Source organism: Enterococcus casseliflavus NBRC 100478 (genome assembly GCF_001544095.1).
Classification (GTDB): Bacteria; Bacillota; Bacilli; order Lactobacillales; family Enterococcaceae; genus Enterococcus_D; species Enterococcus_D casseliflavus.
Window position 1 is genome coordinate 1 of record NZ_BCPT01000001.1, and the last position, 20760, is coordinate 20760.

Annotated in this window: 19 protein-coding genes; 5 read left to right on the top strand and 14 right to left on the bottom strand. The window is 43.4% G+C overall.

Annotated elements, in window-relative coordinates:
* Positions 1-32: 32 nt before the first annotated feature.
* The 7 genes from ECA1_RS00005 to ECA1_RS00035 all read right to left on the bottom strand — a co-directional run bounded on the left by ECA1_RS00005 (position 33) and on the right by ECA1_RS00035 (position 4773).
* A complete protein-coding gene (locus ECA1_RS00005; protein WP_010749842.1) occupies positions 33-1136 on the bottom strand; it encodes an alpha-hydroxy-acid oxidizing protein in 1104 nt (367 codons plus the stop codon).
* 145 nt (positions 1137-1281) lie between these two features.
* Entirely contained in the window at positions 1282-1704 is a 423-nt protein-coding gene (locus tag ECA1_RS00010; RefSeq protein ID WP_060791370.1) for an NUDIX hydrolase, read from the bottom strand.
* A gap of 104 nt (positions 1705-1808) precedes the next feature.
* A complete protein-coding gene (locus tag ECA1_RS00015) occupies positions 1809-2126 on the bottom strand; it encodes a DUF1292 domain-containing protein (protein WP_060791371.1) in 318 nt (105 codons plus the stop codon).
* 22 nt (positions 2127-2148) lie between these two features.
* Entirely contained in the window at positions 2149-2580 is a 432-nt protein-coding gene (gene ruvX / locus ECA1_RS00020) for a Holliday junction resolvase RuvX (protein ID WP_005234242.1), read from the bottom strand.
* The gene (locus tag ECA1_RS00025; RefSeq protein ID WP_005228556.1) at positions 2580-2846 is read right to left on the bottom strand and encodes an IreB family regulatory phosphoprotein; all 267 of its coding nucleotides are present in this window, start codon (positions 2844-2846) and stop codon (positions 2580-2582) included. The genes ruvX and ECA1_RS00025 overlap by 1 nt, the downstream gene beginning before the upstream one ends.
* A 145-nt stretch (positions 2847-2991) precedes the next feature.
* Complete coding sequence (locus ECA1_RS00030) at positions 2992-3822, bottom strand: TIGR03943 family putative permease subunit (protein ID WP_005228555.1); 831 nt, start codon at positions 3820-3822, stop codon at positions 2992-2994.
* A 3-nt stretch (positions 3823-3825) separates the two neighbouring features.
* Positions 3826-4773 carry a permease gene (locus ECA1_RS00035; RefSeq protein ID WP_060791372.1) on the bottom strand — a complete coding sequence of 316 codons (948 nt, stop codon included), beginning with the start codon at positions 4771-4773 and terminating at the stop codon, positions 3826-3828.
* A 220-nt stretch (positions 4774-4993) separates the two neighbouring features.
* Between ECA1_RS00035 and ECA1_RS00040 the strand changes: the two genes are divergently transcribed.
* The gene (locus ECA1_RS00040) at positions 4994-5356 is read left to right on the top strand and encodes a thioredoxin family protein (protein ID WP_015510225.1); all 363 of its coding nucleotides are present in this window, start codon (positions 4994-4996) and stop codon (positions 5354-5356) included.
* Positions 5357-5449: 93 nt separating this feature from the next.
* Here the strand turns inward: ECA1_RS00040 and ECA1_RS00045 are convergent, their stop codons facing one another.
* Positions 5450-6124, bottom strand: a complete 675-nt coding sequence (locus ECA1_RS00045) for a redox-sensing transcriptional repressor Rex (RefSeq protein ID WP_005228549.1) — start codon at positions 6122-6124, stop codon at positions 5450-5452.
* Between the two features lie 217 nt (positions 6125-6341).
* Between ECA1_RS00045 and ECA1_RS00050 the strand changes: the two genes are divergently transcribed.
* From ECA1_RS00050 to add, 4 genes are all read left to right on the top strand, one after another.
* Positions 6342-8273: an ABC-F family ATP-binding cassette domain-containing protein gene (locus tag ECA1_RS00050; protein ID WP_060791373.1), complete on the top strand. Its 1932-nt coding sequence runs from the start codon at positions 6342-6344 to the stop codon at positions 8271-8273.
* Positions 8274-8373: 100 nt separating this feature from the next.
* Positions 8374-9096, top strand: a complete 723-nt coding sequence (locus tag ECA1_RS00055) for a C39 family peptidase (RefSeq protein WP_016608824.1) — start codon at positions 8374-8376, stop codon at positions 9094-9096.
* A gap of 148 nt (positions 9097-9244) precedes the next feature.
* Positions 9245-10351 carry an alanine dehydrogenase gene (ald, locus tag ECA1_RS00060; RefSeq protein WP_060791374.1) on the top strand — a complete coding sequence of 369 codons (1107 nt, stop codon included), beginning with the start codon at positions 9245-9247 and terminating at the stop codon, positions 10349-10351.
* Positions 10352-10502: 151 nt separating this feature from the next.
* Positions 10503-11519 carry an adenosine deaminase gene (gene add, locus ECA1_RS00065; RefSeq protein WP_060791375.1) on the top strand — a complete coding sequence of 339 codons (1017 nt, stop codon included), beginning with the start codon at positions 10503-10505 and terminating at the stop codon, positions 11517-11519.
* Positions 11520-11588: 69 nt separating this feature from the next.
* On the opposite strand, the gene ECA1_RS00070 is transcribed toward add, so the two are convergent.
* The 6 genes from ECA1_RS00070 to ECA1_RS00095 form a co-directional block, all read right to left on the bottom strand.
* Complete coding sequence (locus ECA1_RS00070; protein WP_060791376.1) at positions 11589-12356, bottom strand: histidinol-phosphatase; 768 nt, start codon at positions 12354-12356, stop codon at positions 11589-11591.
* A gap of 271 nt (positions 12357-12627) precedes the next feature.
* Positions 12628-13611, bottom strand: coding sequence for a LacI family DNA-binding transcriptional regulator (locus tag ECA1_RS00075; RefSeq protein ID WP_071859228.1), 984 nt, complete (start codon positions 13609-13611; stop codon positions 12628-12630).
* A gap of 286 nt (positions 13612-13897) precedes the next feature.
* Entirely contained in the window at positions 13898-14737 is an 840-nt protein-coding gene (locus ECA1_RS00080; protein ID WP_008380772.1) for a sugar phosphate isomerase/epimerase family protein, read from the bottom strand.
* Entirely contained in the window at positions 14709-17381 is a 2673-nt protein-coding gene (locus ECA1_RS00085) for a beta-galactosidase (protein ID WP_060791378.1), read from the bottom strand. The genes ECA1_RS00080 and ECA1_RS00085 overlap by 29 nt, the downstream gene beginning before the upstream one ends.
* A gap of 193 nt (positions 17382-17574) precedes the next feature.
* A complete protein-coding gene (locus ECA1_RS00090) occupies positions 17575-19785 on the bottom strand; it encodes a helix-turn-helix transcriptional regulator (RefSeq protein WP_060791379.1) in 2211 nt (736 codons plus the stop codon).
* An 86-nt stretch (positions 19786-19871) separates the two neighbouring features.
* A complete protein-coding gene (locus tag ECA1_RS00095) occupies positions 19872-20750 on the bottom strand; it encodes a carbohydrate ABC transporter permease (RefSeq protein WP_005234200.1) in 879 nt (292 codons plus the stop codon).
* Between the last annotated feature and the right edge of the window lie 10 nt (positions 20751-20760).

Consider the following 20760-nt stretch of genomic DNA (forward strand, 5'->3'; position numbering starts at 1 on the left):
TCAGCGATTCTAGCGCCTTTTTGAGGGATTACTTATAAATAGCGATTGTCCCGTAAAACGGCTTTTTTAATATCTGCCACCGTTTGCGTCCCCGCAAGCTGCATGACCATCTCCAATTCTTTTTTGAAGAAATCAAAGACTTGTTGAACACCGGTAGCACCACCTAGAGCCAACCCATAGATCACTGGGCGGCCGATCGCCACTAGATCTGCTCCGCAAGCAATCGCTTTAAAGACATGCTGTCCTCGCCGTACCCCGCTATCAAAGACGATCGGCGCCCGACCTGCCACTGCTTCAGCCACGATCTGTAAGGAATCAAAGGAAGCTGGACCACCATCCAATTGGCGTCCCCCGTGATTTGAGACCCAAATCCCTTGTGCACCTGCCCCTAAAGCTCGTTCCACATCTTCTTCTGATTGCACCCCTTTGACATAAACTGGCAAGTCAGATTCTTTGGCGATAAAAGCGACATCCTGGGGACTTAATTTTTGTTTTGAGGAGCCGTAAACGGCATCCATCGTTTGTCCGATCCCTGATTGATAGGCCTGAACGATCGGCATTGCCAACGGAAAGGTGAAGCCATTGCGGCGATCCGTTTCTCGATTGCCCCCAACAGTTGCATCTGCGGTCAAAACGATCGCTTTGGCGCCATTGCGTTTTGCCATCGCCAAGATGTCTTTATTGATGCCATCGTCTTTACTCATATAAAATTGGAACCACTGCGGCGCTTCTTGACCACCAGCTGCTCGGATTTCTTCCAACGTACAAGAGGCATACGAACTCGCCGTATAGATCGTGCCAAAACGTGAAACACCTTTGGCTGACGCTTGTTCTGCCGCAACATTTGCTAAGCCGTGGGCGGCAACAGGCGCCATAATGATTGGCGCTGACAACGTATCGCCGCCAAAGGACAACGTTGTGTCCGGTAATTCAATGTCCTTTAAGACATGAGGAATGATCAATTTGTGATTGAAGGCGCGTTCATTTTCTTGATAGGTAAAAATATCCCCCGCACCACTGCTGATATAGCCATACCCACCTTTAGGAATCACTTCCTCTGCCGCGATCTCCAAATCGCGCATATTGATAAAATCGATTGCTCCTTCTGCGGTACTTGCTTGATAAATTTTTTCCATGCCTTTCCCTACTCTCCAATAAGATAACGTTTACATTTTCATCCTACCCCTGATTGCAGGATCACGCAACTCATTCGCTCACTCCTGTCAAATAGGCTTCTTTTACTTTCCCACTCAAGACAGCCCTCCATTTGAGTGGGCTGAATTATTTTTTTGTTCGTACGAAATATTCTGCCAATAACAACGGCTGAATCGTTGGATATGTCCAGTTGGCAGGCGGCTCTGCCATTACATAGATTGCTTCGATCTCTGAGGTCAATTCATCCTGCAAGTCCGTGATCTGGGCTTCAAACACCAAGCCGTAATCGGCCTCCCCGTTTTTTTCTAAACCATAGATAAATAACGGTTCTAGGGTAAAGTGCTTGGCGCCTGTTTCTTCTTTTAATTCACGGGCAGCACACTCTGTGATGCTTTCTCCTAGTTCTCGCTTGCCTCCAGGAATCTCCAAGGTGTCTCGTTCTTTGTGTTTGACATAGACGAACTTTTCTTGGTACTTGCTGATGATCACGGCAAAAACTAGCTGCTCTTCTGCGATCTTTTCAAGCTCGAATATCGTTACGTTACTCATTTTTCTCATTCCTTTCAAAAAAGCAGACATGCTTCTAAAATAAACAGTCGTTAAATCAAAAAAAGTGCTGATCCCTTATGGAAAGGGTCAGCACTTGCAACTTATTACTCTTCTTCTTCCGCCATGAATGTGTTGAAGACTTCTTCAATCATATCCCATTCTGCTTCTGTTTCGATCTGTTCTAATTCACCTTCAGAACCGTCTTCGTTTTCAATATAAGCGTACGCTTGTAATTCAACGTCTTCTTCTTCTGGTACGCCTGCTGGATAAAGCAAGACGTAGTTGCGGCCGAATTCTTCCGTACCGTCAACCGTTAATAGAATTTCGTATAAGGTTTCATTTCCTTGATCATCGATTAAAGTAATGTGTTCATGTCCTTCATGATCGTGATCGTGGTTATGATCGTGTGTATGTCCTGACATTTATTTTCCTCTTTTCTGTAAATTAAAACAGCTGTTTCCCAGCACCATCTAAATAATTCTGCAAAATCATGACTGCTGCTAATTTATCAATCACTTTTTTTCGTTTGGCACGCGATGTATTCGCCTGTTCTACCAGCATTCGTTCTGCTTGAACGGTCGTCAGACGTTCGTCTTGGTAAACGACCGGCAAACCGAATTGCTGTTCGATCGCTGCGCCGTAAGCCATAGAAGCTTCCGCTCTAGGTCCGATCGTATTATTCATATTTTTAGGTAGTCCTACCACAAAACGTGAGACTTCATATTCTTTCACCAATTCAGCAAGTCGATCATAACCGAAATTGCCTTCATCTTCATTGATGCGAATGATCTCGATCCCTTGTGCTGTCCAGCCCATTGGGTCACTGACCGCCACGCCGACTGTCCGCGAACCAACATCCAATCCCATGATTCTCATTATAGGTTGATCCCGTGATTGCCTAAATAATAACGGATCAGAACTTCCATGATCTCATCCCGTTCGTGACGACGAATCAAATTCCGGGCATCCCGATAACGAGGAATGTAAGCCGGGTCGCCAGAAAGGAGATAACCGACGATTTGATTGATCGGATTGTATCCTTTTTCCTCTAATGCTCGGTAGACGATAGCTAATGTTTCGCTGACTTCTTTTTTACGGCTATCATCAAAATCAAAGCGAACTGTTTCATCTGTAAAACCCATTTCACGACACCTCTCTTTTGTATAGATTTTAGCATATGTTCCTACTATATTGTACTAAACGTTTGATAAAACTACAAACATATGCTTAGATTTTCTCCATTATAACAAAGGTTTATGATGTTTTTATGAACTTTCTTAAAAAAAGCTAGAAAGCGCGATAGACATACTGGTTTTCTGGTGCTTCAATCGTCTTCTCTTGGTCTGCAACCACCATCGGCAAGTCCCGTTTGAAGGGTTGATAGTACTTCGATTGGATCGTCCCTTCCACGTGGAGCCACTGGTTATTTTCTGCCGTTGTTTGTTGCGGTAATTCCACTCGCAAGCCAAAAACGCCTGAATCAGCCACACAATGGATAATGCCAAAACGAAACAAAAAGATTTCATTGGCATCATCTTGATCTGCATGGTACACAAATCCATCATAGGTGATTTTCTTGCCAATAAATTCGCTCGGGTACGTATAGATCAACTCCATGACTTCCAAGTAATTTTCTTCCGTTACCGCAATTGTCTCATCTTTGGCGTAACGTGCCAACGCTGCATCCATCTGAGTGTCATAATCTTCTTTGTTAAAATAAAGACTTGTATCGGGTTTCAGATATTGGGTCGTCATTTCTGGATCCCCCACAGATTCTTCACTTAGGGGGAAATTAAACCCTTTTGCTTCAACGATCGTCGTATCCAAGCTAACGGTGGGGAAAAAGAGACCCACGATGATCGGTAAGGCTAATAGAAAATACGCAATCACTCGTTGGTGTTTTTTCTCTAATCCATGCTGGTGCTCATCGTCATGATGATGCTCGGGCTCTTGTTTGACCCAAAAATACAGCTGGACCAAAGCCAATAATAAAGAAATGATCATGGATAAAATAGCGAGATAGCGATAATGAATGTTGATAAACTGATTGAGTTTACCCGTCACTTGCAAATACATCATCAATTCAAAATAGCCTGATAAGATCAAAAAACGAACCATTCTTTACACCACCCATGCATAAATTGAAACGACGATTGCGACTAAACCAACTAAAGAAGCGATAAAACGCCCCGAAAAGTACCGCTTCATCATCAACAGGTTTTTAATATCTACCATTGGACCAAAAACCAGGAAACCGACGACTGGTCCAGTGCCGAATAAACTCAACAACGAAGAGCCGATAAAGGCATCTGCTTCGGAACATAGGGATAACGTTAATGCTAACAGCAGCATGACGAAGACCGCTAACAGCTTCGTGGAGCCTAATGTCAGCATCAAGCCAGTTGGCAGATAGGTCTGCATCGCTGAGGCGATCAACGCACCAATGATCAAATAACGCCCAGTATCGAAAAACTCATCCAAACTATGCTGCAGCAAATGACGAATCTTCCGAAGGAGCGGATGACTGCTCTTTTCCGTTTGATGGTGGGCGTGATCATGCCCCTGATGGTGTGGGTGAGCTGCCTGCTCATTCCCGCCACTTAATTGATTGGCAAGCCGTGTTTTTAAGATCTCTTGTTTGTTAAAATACGCCAGCCAGATCCCCACGACCATTGCGACCAATAAGCTGCCCAGTACACGCAAAAAGGCGAACTTCGCGGAATTTCCAAAGGCAATGAATGTAGAAAAAATCACGATAGGATTGATGATCGGTGCAGTCAGCATAAAGGCAAACGCCGTATACACTGGCACCTCTTTTTTTACGAACTGATTAACGATCGGTACGATCCCACATTCGCAGGAAGGAAAAAAGACCCCCAGACCACAACCAACTGTGATCGATGCCAATTTGTTTTTTGGTAAGAGCCTCGTGACTCTTTCTGGCGTCAAGAAGACTTGTAAGGCACCTGAGATCAAGCAGCCCAATAGAACAAACGGCAAGGCTTCAATGACGATAGATAAAAAAATAACACTCATTTGCAGGACAGAATTCGGTAATGCCTGAAACATAACTTTAACCTTCTTTATCAATAAATTCGAAACGCTGGAATTACTATACGTTTTTTCCTTTTTTTATACAACGTTTTTTTTAAAGCAGCCTATTTTTTTAATCGTTGCTTTAGATTTCCCTTATCTTTGAATCCTTCTTACTCACCTAAGCGATCAGCTGCTAGCAGATATTTTGACTTTTCCTCAAGAACAGCGTACATTTTCCATGGAGGAATGACTTATGCAAAAAAATCAACCGATCCAAGAGCAGCTCGCCCAACAACCGTTGGCACTACTCTATCTCTCTCAACCGAATTGCAGTATTTGTGTTGCGGACAAACCACGCATCCAAAAACTGGCACAAACCCAGCAACTCCCTCTATTTACCATCAACACGCTGGCAGAGCCAGAAGCAGCCAGTTTATTTTCGGTCTTGACGGTTCCCGTCGTCCTCTTGTTCGCGAATGGGAAAGAAGTGCATCGTGAAGCCCGCATCATCGATTTCACACGTTTGACTCAACAAATCTTGCGATATCAAGAAGCGCTCACAAGCGTTGAAGAGCAAGATTCCTACGAATCACTTTTTGACCAGTTAGACGAGTAAGATCAGTGATGAAAAAGCAAAAAACAGCTGTCAGATCGTTGTATATACTACGATCTGGCAGCTGTTTTGTTGGTTCCTATTTATGTGATGCGATTATTCGCTTAGTGATGGTTCTTCTACTGGTTCTTCATGGGACAAGACGTTGCCTGAATGCAAGAAATAAATCAATGTTTGCAATTCATTGGTTAAGTCAACGTTTTGAATCAGCACGCCTTTTGGTGCAGTGATCCGTGCAGGTGTAAAGTTCAAGATTCCTTTAATGCCAGCTTTCACAAGCTCGTTCACTAAATCTTGTGAATGTTGTGCGGGAACCGTCAAAATAGCCACATCGATCTGCTGGATCTTCACTTGTTCCTTCATGTCATCCATTGGATAGACCGGCACACCATCTACGATTCGACCAACTAGATCTTCGTTGACATCAAATGCGGCACTGATCCGAATGCTGTTGCTTTGGTGAAATTTGTATTTCAACAAGGCGCTCCCCAAGTTTCCGACACCGACTAAAGCTACATTCGTCATGTGGTCTTCGTTCAATGTCTTCGCAAAGAACTGCATCAAGCTTTCAACGTCATAGCCATAGCCGCGTTTTCCTAATTCACCAAAGTAGGAAAAGTCGCGGCGGATCGTCGCACTATCAACTTGAACAGCTTCACTTAGTTCGGTCGAAGAAACTTTTAATTTGCCAGCTTGGTGCAAAATACGCAAGTAACGATAATATAAAGGCAATCGCTTCGCTGTTGCCTTTGGAATTTGATGATCTTTCAAAGAATACTCCCCCATTGTGAAAAATTCACTTGTGATGAAGCTATCATAACAAATACATTGTTCAAAAATCAATTTGAATGCTCATAATTTGAAATATAAATTTTATAATGGTAAAATCAAACTTTTTCCCAATCGCCGTTTCCCTTAAAATATGATAGACTTGTAGTATTGCAACCTTGATACAGACAAGTTTCTTAAAGATAGGAATGACATACACATGATTTTATTACAAGCCAACCAAATCGCCCGTCTTTTCGGAGCCGAGGTTTTATTTGAAAATATCCAATTAGAGATTGCCAGCAATTCCCGAATCGCGCTTGTTGGGCGCAACGGTGCTGGTAAATCAACGCTACTGAAAATTATTGCTGGACTCGAAAGTCCTGATAAAGGAACGATCGCTAAAAACAAGACCGCTACGATGGGCTACTTAGCTCAAGATACCGGACTTGCTAGTCAGGCCACCGTTTGGGAAGAAATGCTAGGAGCTTTTGCAACGGTTCGGCAGATGGAGCAGCGCATGCGTACCTTAGAGATCGCCATCTCCGAAGCAGATCCTGCTGCTGACTCTGGCAATCTCCTGAAAGAATACGACCAATTGCAGCATGAATTTGCAGAAAAAAACGGCTATGGCTATGAAAATGAGATTCGCTCCGTCTTGCACGGTTTTCAGTTTGATCCTTCTTTTTACACGCAAGCCATCAATACCCTTTCTGGTGGTCAAAAAACCCGCTTGGCATTAGCAAAAATGCTGCTGCAAAAACCTGATATCTTGATCCTCGATGAACCGACCAACCATTTAGACATCGAAACGTTATCTTGGTTGGAAAACTATCTGCAAGGATATGCCGGTGCGTTGCTGATCGTTTCCCATGACCGTTACTTCTTAGACAAAGTCGTCAACGAAGTCTACGAACTGAGTCGCCAAAAAATGCGCCACTACAAAGGCAATTACAGCCGCTATTTGACCCTGAAAGCGGAACAGCTGCAAAGTGAATGGAAAGCCTTTGAAAAGCAGCAAGAAGAAATCAATAAACTGGAAGACTTTGTTGCCCGCAACCTTGTCCGTGCGTCTACCACCAAACGCGCGCAAAGTCGCCGTAAGCAATTAGAGAAAATGGACCGGCTGGATCGCCCGCAAGGAGATGAAAAATCCGCCCACTTCCTTTTTTCCATTGAAAAGCCTTCAGGAAATGTTGTGATGCAAGTAGAAAATGCCGCTATCGGTTATTCTGAAGAAGAAGTCTTATCGGCGCCCATCGACTTAGATGTTCGGCGCAAAGATGCGATCGCTTTAGTGGGACCGAATGGGATCGGCAAATCAACCTTACTGAAATCGCTGATTCATAAAATCCCCTTTATTCAAGGAAAGGTCCATTTTGGCGCCAATGTCTCAATCGGGTACTATGACCAAACCCAATCCGATCTGCACTCAACCAAAACGATCCTCCATGAGCTTTGGGATGACCACAGTACCACACCTGAAGTCGAGATTCGCAATATATTAGGCAGCTTCTTATTTTCGGGAGAAGATGTTGAAAAGCCGATCACGCTGTTAAGCGGTGGCGAAAAAGCCCGTGTCGCTTTGGCAAAATTAGCCATGGACCATGACAATTTCTTGATTTTGGATGAGCCAACCAACCATTTAGACATCGACAGCAAAGAAGTCTTAGAAAATGCTCTGATCGATTATGAAGGCACTTTGTTCTTCGTATCTCACGACCGCTACTTTATCAATCGAATCGCCACCAAGGTCGTGGAACTGTCTGAAAACGGCAGCAAGCTCTATCTAGGCGATTACGATTATTATTTAGAAAAGAAACAAGAAGAAGCTGAGATCGCAGCAATGTTGGAAGCAAAAACAACCGAAACCACCCTCTCAGCGGGCAAGCAAAACTTTGTCCAAAGCAAGGAACAGCAAAAAGCCGTTAGAACCTTACAGCGAAAAGTCACCCAAATCGAAGAAGAACTTGCCGCAATAGAAGAAACGATCCAACAACTGGAACAAGACATGACCGCACCAGATGCGTTGAATGATCATGTCAAATTGACCGCGTTGAATCAAGCATTAGAACAAGCCCGCACTGAACAAGAAGCTCTACTAGAAGCATGGGAAAATACTAGCTTAGAACTAGAGGCATTTGAAAGTTGATCGTGGAATCGGTCTGTAGGCCGATGACAAGCGCCCCCTCCTTTGTTTTACTTAAAAGAACAGGATGAATACGTACGATTCGTAAAACAAGGAGGGAAAAATGCAAAAACAGACAGATGTTTATCGAAAGCGTCGGCCAATGGTTGTTTTGGCAGGATTGGTGTTGATTTGGATAGGGTTCAATCGAATCTCTCATCACGTATTGTACGGAGAGTTGTCCGAACACGTGCATACCGTCGTTGCCTATGATGAGAGTTATGACGACGAATATGTTTATTCTCAGGCTATCTTTAGTGATGACATCAATGCTTATTTATGGGAAATGGACATCACAACACCGATTTTCTTGCAGACGAACGAAGATTGGGCCGATAGATCCTATGGCAATGACGGCAGCCAAACCTTAGCAGAAAACGGCTGTGCGATTGCTTCTCTTGCGATGGTTCAATCCTATCTTGAAGGCTATCCCATTTCGCCACTAGAAGTCCTCGACTGGGCAGGAGATCATTATTACGTTGACGGCCAAGGAACGGACTGGCGGATTTTTTCTGACTTTGCCGATGCAAACGGCTACAACTACTATGATCTCGGCACAGATCTAGCCAGCGTTGAAGCTTACTTGCAACAAAATCATCCCGTCATCGTTTCTGTGACTCCAGGGGAATTTACAGATGGCGGCCATATTATGGTCTTAGGTGGAATGATGGACGATCAAGTGTTTGTCTTAGATCCCAATGATGATCCAGAAAAATCCCATTACGCTATCTATTACACACTAGATGAAATCGCTAATCAAAGCTTACGCTTTTGGACCTTCAGCTGATTGATCGAAAAAAGTCCCCTTTCGGGGCTTTTTTCTTTGTCGTGGCGTAGGCAGCAACTGGATCTTACTTTTTTAATAAAAAAACCATTCTTTCTCCCCTTAGGAATCCGCTTTCTATTATAATGGAAGAAAGAAAGGTGTGAAGTCTATGAAAATCGGTATCCCCAAAGAAATCAAGAACAATGAAAATCGTGTGGCATTGCCGCCCTCGGGAGTCTATGAGTTAGTCCAAGACGGACACGAAGTCTTCGTTGAACAAGGCGCTGGTGCAGGATCAACCTTTTCTGATCAAGCGTATCAGGAAGTCGGTGCTACGATTACTACCGTTGAAGAGGTTTGGGCCTCTGAATTGGTTATGAAAGTCAAAGAACCTTTACCAGAAGAATACCCCTTTTTGCATGAGGGACTGGTTTTATTCACCTATTTCCACGTAGCCGCCAATCAACAGCTTGCTCAAGCGTTGATCGACAGCAAAGTGATCGCTGTAGCTTATGAGAACGTCCAGCTGGCGAACGGCACCCTGCCTCTGCTATCGCCTATGAGTGAGATCGCTGGAAGAATGTCTGTTCAAATCGGCGCGCAATTTCTCGAAAAAATTTATGGTGGAAAAGGGATCCTACTTTCAGGTGTTCCCGGCGTCCGTCAAGGTCGGGTAACGATCATTGGTGGTGGCGTTGCCGGTGAGAATGCCGCGAGAGTCGCCGTAGGTTTAGGCGCACAAGTGACGATTTTAGACGTTTCGATCCCACGCTTACAAGAGCTGGATCGACAATTTTCTGGTCAAGTCCAAACCTTGTATTCCAATCGCTTGAATATCGAACGAACGATCCAATCCGCAGACTTGGTGGTAGGAGCCGTCTTATTGCCAGGACAAAAAGCTCCGTGCTTAGTGACCCGCGACATGGTGAAACAGATGCCTGAAAAATCCGTGATCGTCGATATTGCCATTGACCAAGGCGGAATTTTTGAGACCGAAGACAAAGTCACCACCCACGACGAGCCAACCTATATCCGGGAAGAAGTTATTCACTATGCAGTGGCGAATATGCCAGGTGCTGTGCCGCAAACGGCAACCATCGCATTGAGCATTGCCACCTTACCGTATGCCCAGCAGCTAGCGAACGATCCTTTAACAGCGTTGCGAGAAAATCAGGCACTTGCCAAAGGGGTCATCGCCTATGAGGGCGCATTTACTTCAAAAGAAGCCGCTCACGATCTGTCATTGCCTTTTACCGATCTATCGGAATTGATTTGAGCCACTCTCCCACAATAAAACCAGCAGCCGCACAAGTAATTCGCGGCTGCTGTTTTGCTTTCTATGAGAATTTCCTTTTTTGGGTAGCATGGGCTTTGGAAGTATGCTATATTCATACTTAAAAAAATTCGACCTAGACAGGAGGAACACTGTGCTTACTCAACAACAAATCCAAGCATTTCCCAAAGTAGAACTTCACTGCCATCTCGACGGTTCCATTCGTCCAGAAACATTGATCGCCATCGCCAATCAGCAAGAACTACCGATCGAGCAAGACATAGAAGCTGTGAAAGCACAGATGCAAGCCCCCAAAGATTGTCATGACCTGAGGGATTATCTTCGCTGCTTTGATTTCGTTCGGCCGTATTTGCAAACACAAGAAGCGTTAGCAGCTGCCGCCTATGATGTGATGGAACAAGCCGCTCAAGATGGGGTCGCTTATATTGAGATCCGCTTTGCTCCCAGCTTATCGATGGACAAAGGACTCACTTGCAGCCAGACCATCCAAGCCGTGATCGAAGGCATCGCACGAGCAGAAGAACGCTACCCAATCAAAGGCAATATTTTGATCATTGGGATGCGTCAAGAAGACCTACCAGCTATTACGGCGATTTTTGATGAAGCGATCGCTCTTACCGATGAAAAAGTCGTCGGCATTGATCTGGCAGGTCCAGAAGAAGACGGGTACGTCCCTGATTTAGCTGCCAGCTATCAAGTGTTCCTCAATAACCAAAGTGTCCAGCTGACCTTACATGCAGGCGAATGCGGCTGTGTGCAAAACATTTATCAAGCTATCGAAAGCGGTGCGCAGCGGATTGGCCACGGCATCGCCTTAAAAGGAGATCCTACTGCTCAAGCGTTTGTTCGAGAACAAAATCGCTGTATCGAAGGCTGCCCTACCAGCAATGTTCATACGCGTGCAATTCCCACATACTCGGCATACCCATTAAGAGAATGGCTGGAGGCCAAGGTCCCTTTTTGTTTGAACACCGATAACCGAACGGTCTCAAATACGACATTGACCAATGAATACCTGCAAATGGCTCATCATTGCGACATGACCGAGTCAGAGATGCGCTTCTTAAACGTAACTGCCGCTCAGCATTCCTTTGCGGAAGCTGCCGACAAAGCGGTACTCTTGAAAAAAATTCAAGAATGGCAATTCTAATAAACATGGACGCTAGTGATCCCCACTGGCGTCCATGTTTTATTTCCAAAACGATCAACTTTCTTTCCTTCACGCAAAGAAGAGCCGATCGATCCGTGTTAACCCCAAGGCATCGATTTCTAAAAGAGCTCTTTCGTAAATTTCTGTATTCGTTAAAGCAGCACTCTCGTGGGCATCGATCCCAATAATACAAGAGCAGCCGACTTCCTTGGCGATCTTCCAAAATTCAGGATGCGGATAGCCACCGTTCGTATAGCCTGCCAAATTATACTCCAACGGCAGCTGATACTCTTTGGCTTTTTCACATAGGCGGTAGGCAACTTCTTCACAATGAGAATCGAAGGTTTTATAGCCCCGCATGAACACATCTGGGTGTGCCATATAAGCAAAAATTTCTGATTCAATTCCCTGTAAAGAAACACGGAGATAATCTTTGATCGCTTTTACCGAATCCCCGGGTGTATGGTCGTAATAGTGATTGCTTTCGATTTCAGGAAAGTGATTGCCAAAAATCAAATAGTCGATCGACAGCCTTTCTTTCTCTGCAACTAGCCAAGGGATCATTGTTTCAAAATATTCACACTCTAATCCTAATTTCACATCGATTTGTCCTTGGTACTTTTCCTGTAAGCTTCTCACCGATGAAACGTAATCTTCCAATTGCGCAACATCCATCCGCATGAGGGAGACATACCCAGCCTCAAAGGGCCAGGGACAATGATCAGCGAAGCCAATTTCCTTAAAGCCAGCTTGGATGGCTTTGATTACATAGTCTTCATCAGAATCCCGTGCATGTTTGCATCGAGTTGTGTGGGTATGATAGTTTGCTTTCCACATGGTTAATCACTCCTTCATATTACATTTAGGTTAATTTGTTCTTGTGATCGCATTTTAGGTACGCTCTTCTTGAGGCGTTATCCTTCAAGCCGTTCGCTATTTTACAGAACATTTTGTAAGCGGAACCATTTTTTTAAAAATATTCCTAGCTATCAACACCTATCACTTAGCAACTTCATCAATCTGGATTTATTCCAGTCCATTTCATTATAGAATTGCGGCTATCCCAAGACAATCAAAAGAAAGCTGCAAACGGTTGCTTCTTTTCCCATCACTTCCATTGAGTCGTTTCTCTTGGGACAAATGAATTTTTCAAGAGGACGTGTCTTGGTGCGGTTTTGTCTCCTTGTACCTCTTGAAAAAGTAGCTGGGTCGTCCAATCCACCATCTCCTCTAAAGGTCGTGCGATGGACGAAAGCAAAGGGCTAGTACAAAGACAAACATTGGTGTTTTCATAACCAATCACTTGAATCGCTTCACCAACCTTTTTATCCACTGAATGAAGGGAACTTAAAGCGCAGGCTGCCAAAAAATCGCTTGCCTCAAAAATGCCATCGATAGAAGGCCATTGACGAAAAAGTTGATCAAAGGATGTTTGCGTGACATTTACAAAATCGAGTATGACCTCGTGAACATGGATCTCTGGGTATTGGTCCATCACTTGATAAAAACCAGCTGATTTTTCTTGAACGGAATGTAATGTCTTTGGTCCATTAACGAAGAGGATCTCGCGACAACGATTTTGGATTAAGATCTGTGCTGCCAACTGTCCACCTGAGGTATTATCCGCAGAAACGGAGGATACTTCATCGCTAAGGACTCTACCCACACTCACTAGAGGTAATTTGAGAACCTTTTGCAACAACGGACCTTGCGTACAAAGGTTGGTACATAAAATTACCCCATCAATATTATTTGCGAGAAACAAGTTCAAAAAATAGGCTTCTCTTTCAGGATTTCCTTGTGTGGTACCAATCATCAAACTATAGCCTTTCTCAATCAGTTGCGACTCGATTCGGGTAATAAATTGATTATAAAAATCATTTTTCAAATCATAGATCAGCAAGCCGATCATCTTTGAAGAATTGTAATAAAAGGATCGTGCTAATTCATTTGGTACATAATCAAGTGCTTGAATTGCTTCTAGCACAACCCGCTTTGTTTCTTCATTCACGTATTTTTTATTGTTGATCACTCGTGAGACGGTAGTCACGGATACATTGGCAAGTTTTGCCACATCTTGCATGTTTGCCATTGGTCCCTCCTTTCTCTCTTTTTCATGTCTCGTAATTGTTAAATCCTTTTCCATTTGATCTATTATCCGAATGCAACACTCTAAAATGCTTTCTTTTTATTCTATAATAACAAACCTTGCATCATATTTTCTGTTTTTATGAAAATAAAAAAGCTGTTTAGATGAAATCTCACCATAAACAACTTTTCTATGCTCGATAAAAGTTTGCATTAATGTCAGCGTCTTTGAAGAAAACAAGAAAATCACTCCCGTGTTCTCTTAAACAATCATTTACAAAAGCACCCAGCTAATTTTTTAAATCTAAGCCTTCAATCAACGCCACCGCACGATCGATCCCAGCGTCTTTTGTTTCTTCTAACACCACGTAACAGTATGGCTTGTGTTTGATCAGAAGCTGTAAAATTTCTGGATACCGTATTTGTCCTTCACCTAACGGGACAGGGATCACTTCTTCTCTCGAGAGTTGAAAATCCTTTAGGTGCAAGCAGACGATTTTCTCGCCAAAAAGAGTAAACGCTTCTTCTACCAATGCAACTTGATCAGCAGCCGTTTTTGCGGTGATCAAATTCGTTGGATCGTAAATGATCCCTAGATAATCAGAAGGAACACGTTCAATCAGCTCGGCGATGCGCTGATTCGAATACAACGGATGATTCATTCCTGCTTCGATCCCTACCATGGTTTTATGTTTTTCTCCTACTCGAACGAGTCGCTGGATCACATGGATCAAGTCTTCAAAAACCTCATCCGAAAAATTCTCTTCGCTATATCCCAGCGCGGCAATGACTGAGCCTGTTTCTGAAGCCACCATGCTGGCACCAAAATAACGGGCATGGAATAAGTAGCGCTCAAATTTCTGTAAGATTTTCTCTCGTTCCTCTGGTTCGGGATGAATCAAGTTACTATAACAACTTAACAAAGCGATTTGAACGCCTTGTTCTTGGAATTCATTCTTGAAGAAGGTCCCCATACCTGGACTCATTTTTTCAGGAGCACTTAGGTCTGGAAAAGACGCATTCAAGGCAAACTGAACGTTTCTTATTTTCTTTGCTCCTACCGCTTGTGCTAGCTGCTTGGGTGTATATTCTCCTGAGAGGTCATGCCCTCGGATGGCTAAATGAATCATCTGACTCCTCGCTTTCTACTGTTTTTTCCCATTCAATAATCAAATTTTCATAAGGTTCTAACCTATGGTTACCCCGCGCCAGCGCTTCACCTGATAAGCGTTCGAAACCGGGGAGATGTAAGGTAAAGTCAGCTGTCGTCATCCCTAAGTTACTGATCCAGAGTTGGACATGGGTCGCTGACTCTCGGCGATACTTCATCACACCTTCCGAACATTTGATCAACAGGCGCTCTGATTCATAAGGGAAAAGTTCTTTGTGACAAAACGACTGCCATATCAAACTGTCTGTTAAATTGCTAGGTAGCGCACCTAAATAGATGATCTCTCCTTGAGCCAGTTGTTTCTTAGCTAGTAGCGTTTGGTCATTCCCTCGTCCGATCGTTTCCCAATCTTCTGGGCAATGAAAAACTGTGACCAAATGATCCAAAGGTTCTTTTAGGCCGTCATAGGTTAGCTGATAAGTCAGTCCTTTCACCGTAAATTGCTGGATTTCGTCAAACCCGAGCCATTCTCCTAAACGATCTAAGCCATTTGTCGCTGGCCACGCCAGCTCTTTGGTCCGATCCCCCGTCATCGGGCCTAAAATCAGCTTACCTCCTGCTTCAGTAAAGGCGGCAAATTTTTTCAACAAGGTAGGACTGATCCAACGAACAAATGGGGCAAGAACAACATCATACTCTTCTAACGGACTATTTTCTTGAATGATTTCTACACGAATCCCTTGGCGAATCAGACTGCCGTAAAATTCGGTAAACAGGCTGCGATAATCATAAACACCCCCATGATCGATCGTGTAAAAACGTTTCGAGTAATCCGAGTAGATAATGGCTATTTTTGCCGATACATACTTCGTTTCCGCTAAAAGTGGTGCGATCTGTTGTCTTAGTTCGCCAATCCGAACTACCTCTTCATACCCACAATCTGGCTCTCCCCAAGCAGTTAACACGGCACTATGGGGTTGCTCCACACCATAGCGATGTCCACGAAAATGCCAAAAGCAGAAGGATTTCAAATGACCAGCATAGCCAATGAACGCTTCACTTGTGACAAACCCATGAGGACGAGGAGTCGCATAATTTTCAATATGACCAGCATTGGCAGTACAAGTTTCTAACAATAACATTTCTTTGTTGCGCGGTTTGACATTCCGCCAACGATCCAAGTTCATCGTATACGCTGGGTAGTTGTCTGCCGGTGCATACGTATCAAAACCGGCAATATCTAAATCAGCAAATAGCTCATCATTTTGCAAGTTAAAACCAAAAGCGGAGTTATGGGTAATGGGTAACGCGGTCTCCATTCGGATAAAATGACAAAGATCATGCGCAAACTCATTCAACGTATCGGTGGTAAAGCGGCGAAAGGCATTCATCAGGGAAGAATTATGCAAAAACGGGGTCGTTAGTGGCAAGACGACATCCTCAAATGCGTCATACCACTCACTCCACACCTTCGTGCCCCAACACTCGTTGAGGTTGGTCACGGATTGATAGTTGTCTTTTAAATACGTATGCCAACGCGTTTGGCACGTCGTACAGTAACATAGATCGACATGACATTTAAACTCATTGTCCAATTGCAACATAACGACATTTTCATGTTTTTCGGCAATCTCAGCGATTTTTCTCGTCAAACGATAGGCATAGCGGCGAAAGTCCTCGTTGTTGGTACAGACATGCTGTCTTGAGCCATGATGCATCTTCGTCCCATCTTGATTAGTGATTAAAGCTTCTGGGTACTGTTTTGTAAACCAGCGGGGCGGAGTTGGCGTTGGAATACATAAGCAAACATCGATGCCATTTGCTTGGTACTGTTCTAGCGCACGTTCCAACAACGCAAAATCATATTCTCCAGGTTGAGGCTCCAAGTCACGCCACATGAATTCCCCAATTCTAGCAAAATTCATGCCCAACGTTTTCATCGTTTGACTATCACTTTGCATGATTTCTTCCGACCAGACTTCTGGATACATGCAGGCGCCGTAATAAATATCAGGAAACAGTGGTTGCTCATGGAAAAACGCCTGTAAACGAATCGCTACATAGCGAGCGATCATATGCGCCCCGACCTTTGAAAAGTGGGTATCATCTGCGAGACCTGCAGGATAATTGGGGTGCTCATCCGGTGCTAACCAAACAAAGAGCGCTTTGGAAGCTTCTAGTCCTAATGTGTCATAATAATGATAGGTATAGCGATTTAAATCAAACAAATCCACTTCTTCCGTTCGACTAAGTTCTCTTAAGACCGATAAAAACGCTGACAACGTATGCGCCAGTCGTCCCTCTTCCCCTACACGTCGTTCAACAGGTGTACACAGGATCGGGATTCCTGCTTTTTCTTTGATTTGACGGATCATGTCTGTCAAATGAGCAATGTACGCCTCCATCGTGACATGATTTTTCTCTTTTTGGTCATTATGTCCAAATTGCAGTAGGACGACTGTATTCGGTTCGACTTCTTGCAGGAGCTGCTTAAACAACCCTTCTTCGATAAACGAACGAGTCGTACTGCCGTTTTTCGCAAAATTGTGTACGTCTACTTCTGGGGACAGATAGCTTGGTAAAGCTTGTCCCCAGCCCATCATTGGCTGTTGATCAAGGGGATAATCCGCCACGGTTGAATCTCCGCCTAGAACGATTTTCATTTCTTTTCTTCCTCCATCTATTTACTATCAGATTTCCAACAGCTTCGACAAGTCCACTGGTTTTCTTGCTGAACATAAGCTGCATTGGAAATCGCTTTCTTTTCTATTATACAAAACATTTGCTGACGAAAACATGGAAAAATCAGAGCAAAAGCTGCGAAAATACGAGCTTTTCCGCAGCAACCAACAGTGATCAGCTCTGACCTTTTCGATATTGTCCTGGGGTCATTCCCGTGCACTTTTTAAATAAACGATTGAAGTAACTGGGATTATACCCAAGGTTTTCTGCAATTTCATTGATTTGGTGATCAGTTTCGAGCAACTGCCGTTTTGCTTCTACGATGCGAACATTGGTTAAATAATCAATAAAGTTGACCTGCTTGGCACGCTTGAACTCCTTACTCAAAAAGATTGGGTCTACTTCGAAACGATCCGCAACGTATTCTAACGAAATTTGTTCATTGCGAAAATCAGAATGGATGTACTCCGCTACTTTTTGGATCATTTCACTATAAGAATTAGCGACATTTTCTTGCCAGAGGATGGAGACGGGTTTTAAGAAATGATGGTACAAAAAGGCTTGGATCTGATTGATGGCTAAAAGTCGTTCGATTCGCTCTAACACAACCGTTTTCGATACATAATCCGTTCGTGAGACCCCATTTTCATTTAAAAGGTAATCGACTTGATCGTACAGTCGATTGACCACATAGATCACCGCAGCCTGTTGATTGTTTTCTGCCACGACCTGTTCTAAAAACCGCTGGAGACTTCGTTGCAATTCTTCATGATAGCCACTTTTCAGCGCTGTTAAAATCAAATTTTCTTGCGAAAGAGAATACTTCGGCAGTGGGCGCATTTTCTCTCCTTGAAGCACTTGATTTTCGGAAATCAACCGTTGCAGATGGATTTGCTTTTTGAGACGTTGGGCAACTTCAGGCAACTTGCGAATCTCTGTTTCTTGTTGCGAACTAACGATGGTGACATAACGGCAGACGATCAAATTGATTTGCTTGGTGACCATCGTGAAGTAATCTGTCAGTTGTTGCTCTTGATTGACCACAAAAACCAAAATCCGTCCTTCATTTGAAGAAACGATGGTTGATTCAGGGAAAAACATGGCTGTGACATCCGTTATAATGTTTTCTAGCGCAAACAAAATATGGGTTTCATCTTGGGAATTTGCTTGATTGCTTAATAGATCATTGAGTTGGAAATAAAACAAGCGATACCCTGGGTCACTTAAGCGCCAGTTTTTTTGCTGCAGTAATTGTTGCGATTCTTCCTCTGACAAATAGCCATAATACCCTTCCATCAAATGTTGGATCACTTGTCGCTTCAGCGAATCTTGAAAGCGTTCCGCCTGATTTTGTAACAATCCTTTTTCACGACTTAATTGTTGCCAACGGTCCACCAAAAACTCCAGATCGTTTTCTTTTTTCCATTGGGTATTACCAAAGAGCTGATCCATTGTTTTTTCAAAAGGTTGGTATTGTTTTTTGGCTAAAAAGAGACTCATGACTGCCACACAAGCAATAAAAAGAATACTTACGACGATCAGCACTCTAGCCAAATGAGTGACTGGCTCGGTAATCAATGCTAAGGGAACAACGGTATAAAAGGTCCATATTTGGTTGAGCCGCGTACTGTTTACGGCGATCATGCTATAATCATTGCCATTGATCGATTCGACCCAGGTTCCTTGATGCTCTTCACTCAGTGGTTGGATAACATTTGCTAAGTTCTGATCGCCAATAAAACGAAAACTCTCATGATTAAAGGAAATCGCTGCGAGTCCATTTTCAATTTGGGTATCATAAAAATACTTTAATAATGATTGCTCGTCGATCGTTGCAACTAAAAAAATTTTAGGCTGATCTTCGCCTTGGCTATCAATGTTTTGTACAAAAATCAATTCATCCTCTTCTTCAATGATCTTCCACTGGTACTGCCTACCATTATCGATCCGATAGCGTTCAAATGCTGTTTTGGTTTGCTCGAGCGTTAATTCATACGTGCCGCCACTTTCAATCCCAAAAGGCGTCTCGCCTAGTGAATAAATACCGATTCGATTGACATAATTGGAGCTATTTGTTAAATAAAACAATTCTTCCGACAGCTGGATCAGCGTCTGATAATTTGTCGTTTCCAATAAATCTTCTTGGTAGCGCCTTTGAAACGATTGCCCCCAAACGCTTAAAGTCACTTCCAGCTGCGAGAACTGTTGGTTGATGTTACTAACGATTCCTTCGACTTGGCGATTATTTAGTTCTTGATACGATCGTTGTAATGGTCCGATCAAATAGGCATGCAAAAAGATTGCAACGGCTAATAGCGGCACGACGATCCATAGACTGGCTAGCTGCAGTTTTCGATGAAAACCGCCTGTTTTAAAGTACTTCATTCCCAAACACCCTTGTAATAGATTTTATGTAACAAATTGTCATGCGAAAAAACGCATGACAACCTATCCACAACTATTGAAGTGTATCATCCTTTGACGGATCCAATCAGCATTCCTTTGGCAAAATGTTTTTGCAAAAACGGATAGAAGATCAAAATTGGCAAAGTCGCCACAATGATGACTGCAAATTTGATTCCTTGTTCAGGCGGCACATAGTTTGGGTCCATACTTGCTAACGCATTGGCACCACTGGAGGCCATCGTGATCTGTCTTAACAATAACTGAATCGGCCATTTTGCTGAATCGTTGATATAGAGCAATCCACTCATGAAGTCGTTCCAGATACCAACGGCGTAAAAAAGGGTGAAGGTCGCGATCACTGGTTTTGATAAAGGCAAAATGATTTTCCATAAGATCCCTAGTTCCGTACAGCCGTCCATCTTGGCGGATTCTTCCAACTCGATCGGCATTTCTTGGAAAAAGTTTTTGATGATCATTAAGTTGAACGGATTGATCGCGATTGGCAAAATCAATGCCCAATAAGAATTGATCAGTCCTAAATTTTTCACCACGATAAACGTTGGGATCATCCCACCTGAAAAGAGCATTGCAAAAATCACGAGATTCAACAAGGTGTTCCGTCCTTTTAGGTGCTTGCGTGATAAAGGATAGGCAAAGGTGAAGGTACAGAAAAGCTGCACCAGCGTGCCAACGATGGTAACGCCGACCGTTACAAGCAAACTACGGATAAAGGTGTTGGTTGAAAAAATAAAGCGATAGGAGTCGAGACTGATCTCATTTGGCCATAAGAAAAACGAACGTGTGGTCAATTCTAACTCCGTAGCAAATGAACCGGCGATCACATAAATAAAAGGAATCACCATGAATAACCCAATCAATGCCAAAAATAGCGCATTAAAAATGTCAAATATTTTCCCTGCCTTCGTATTGTGTAAAGTATCCATCTTTTTCCTC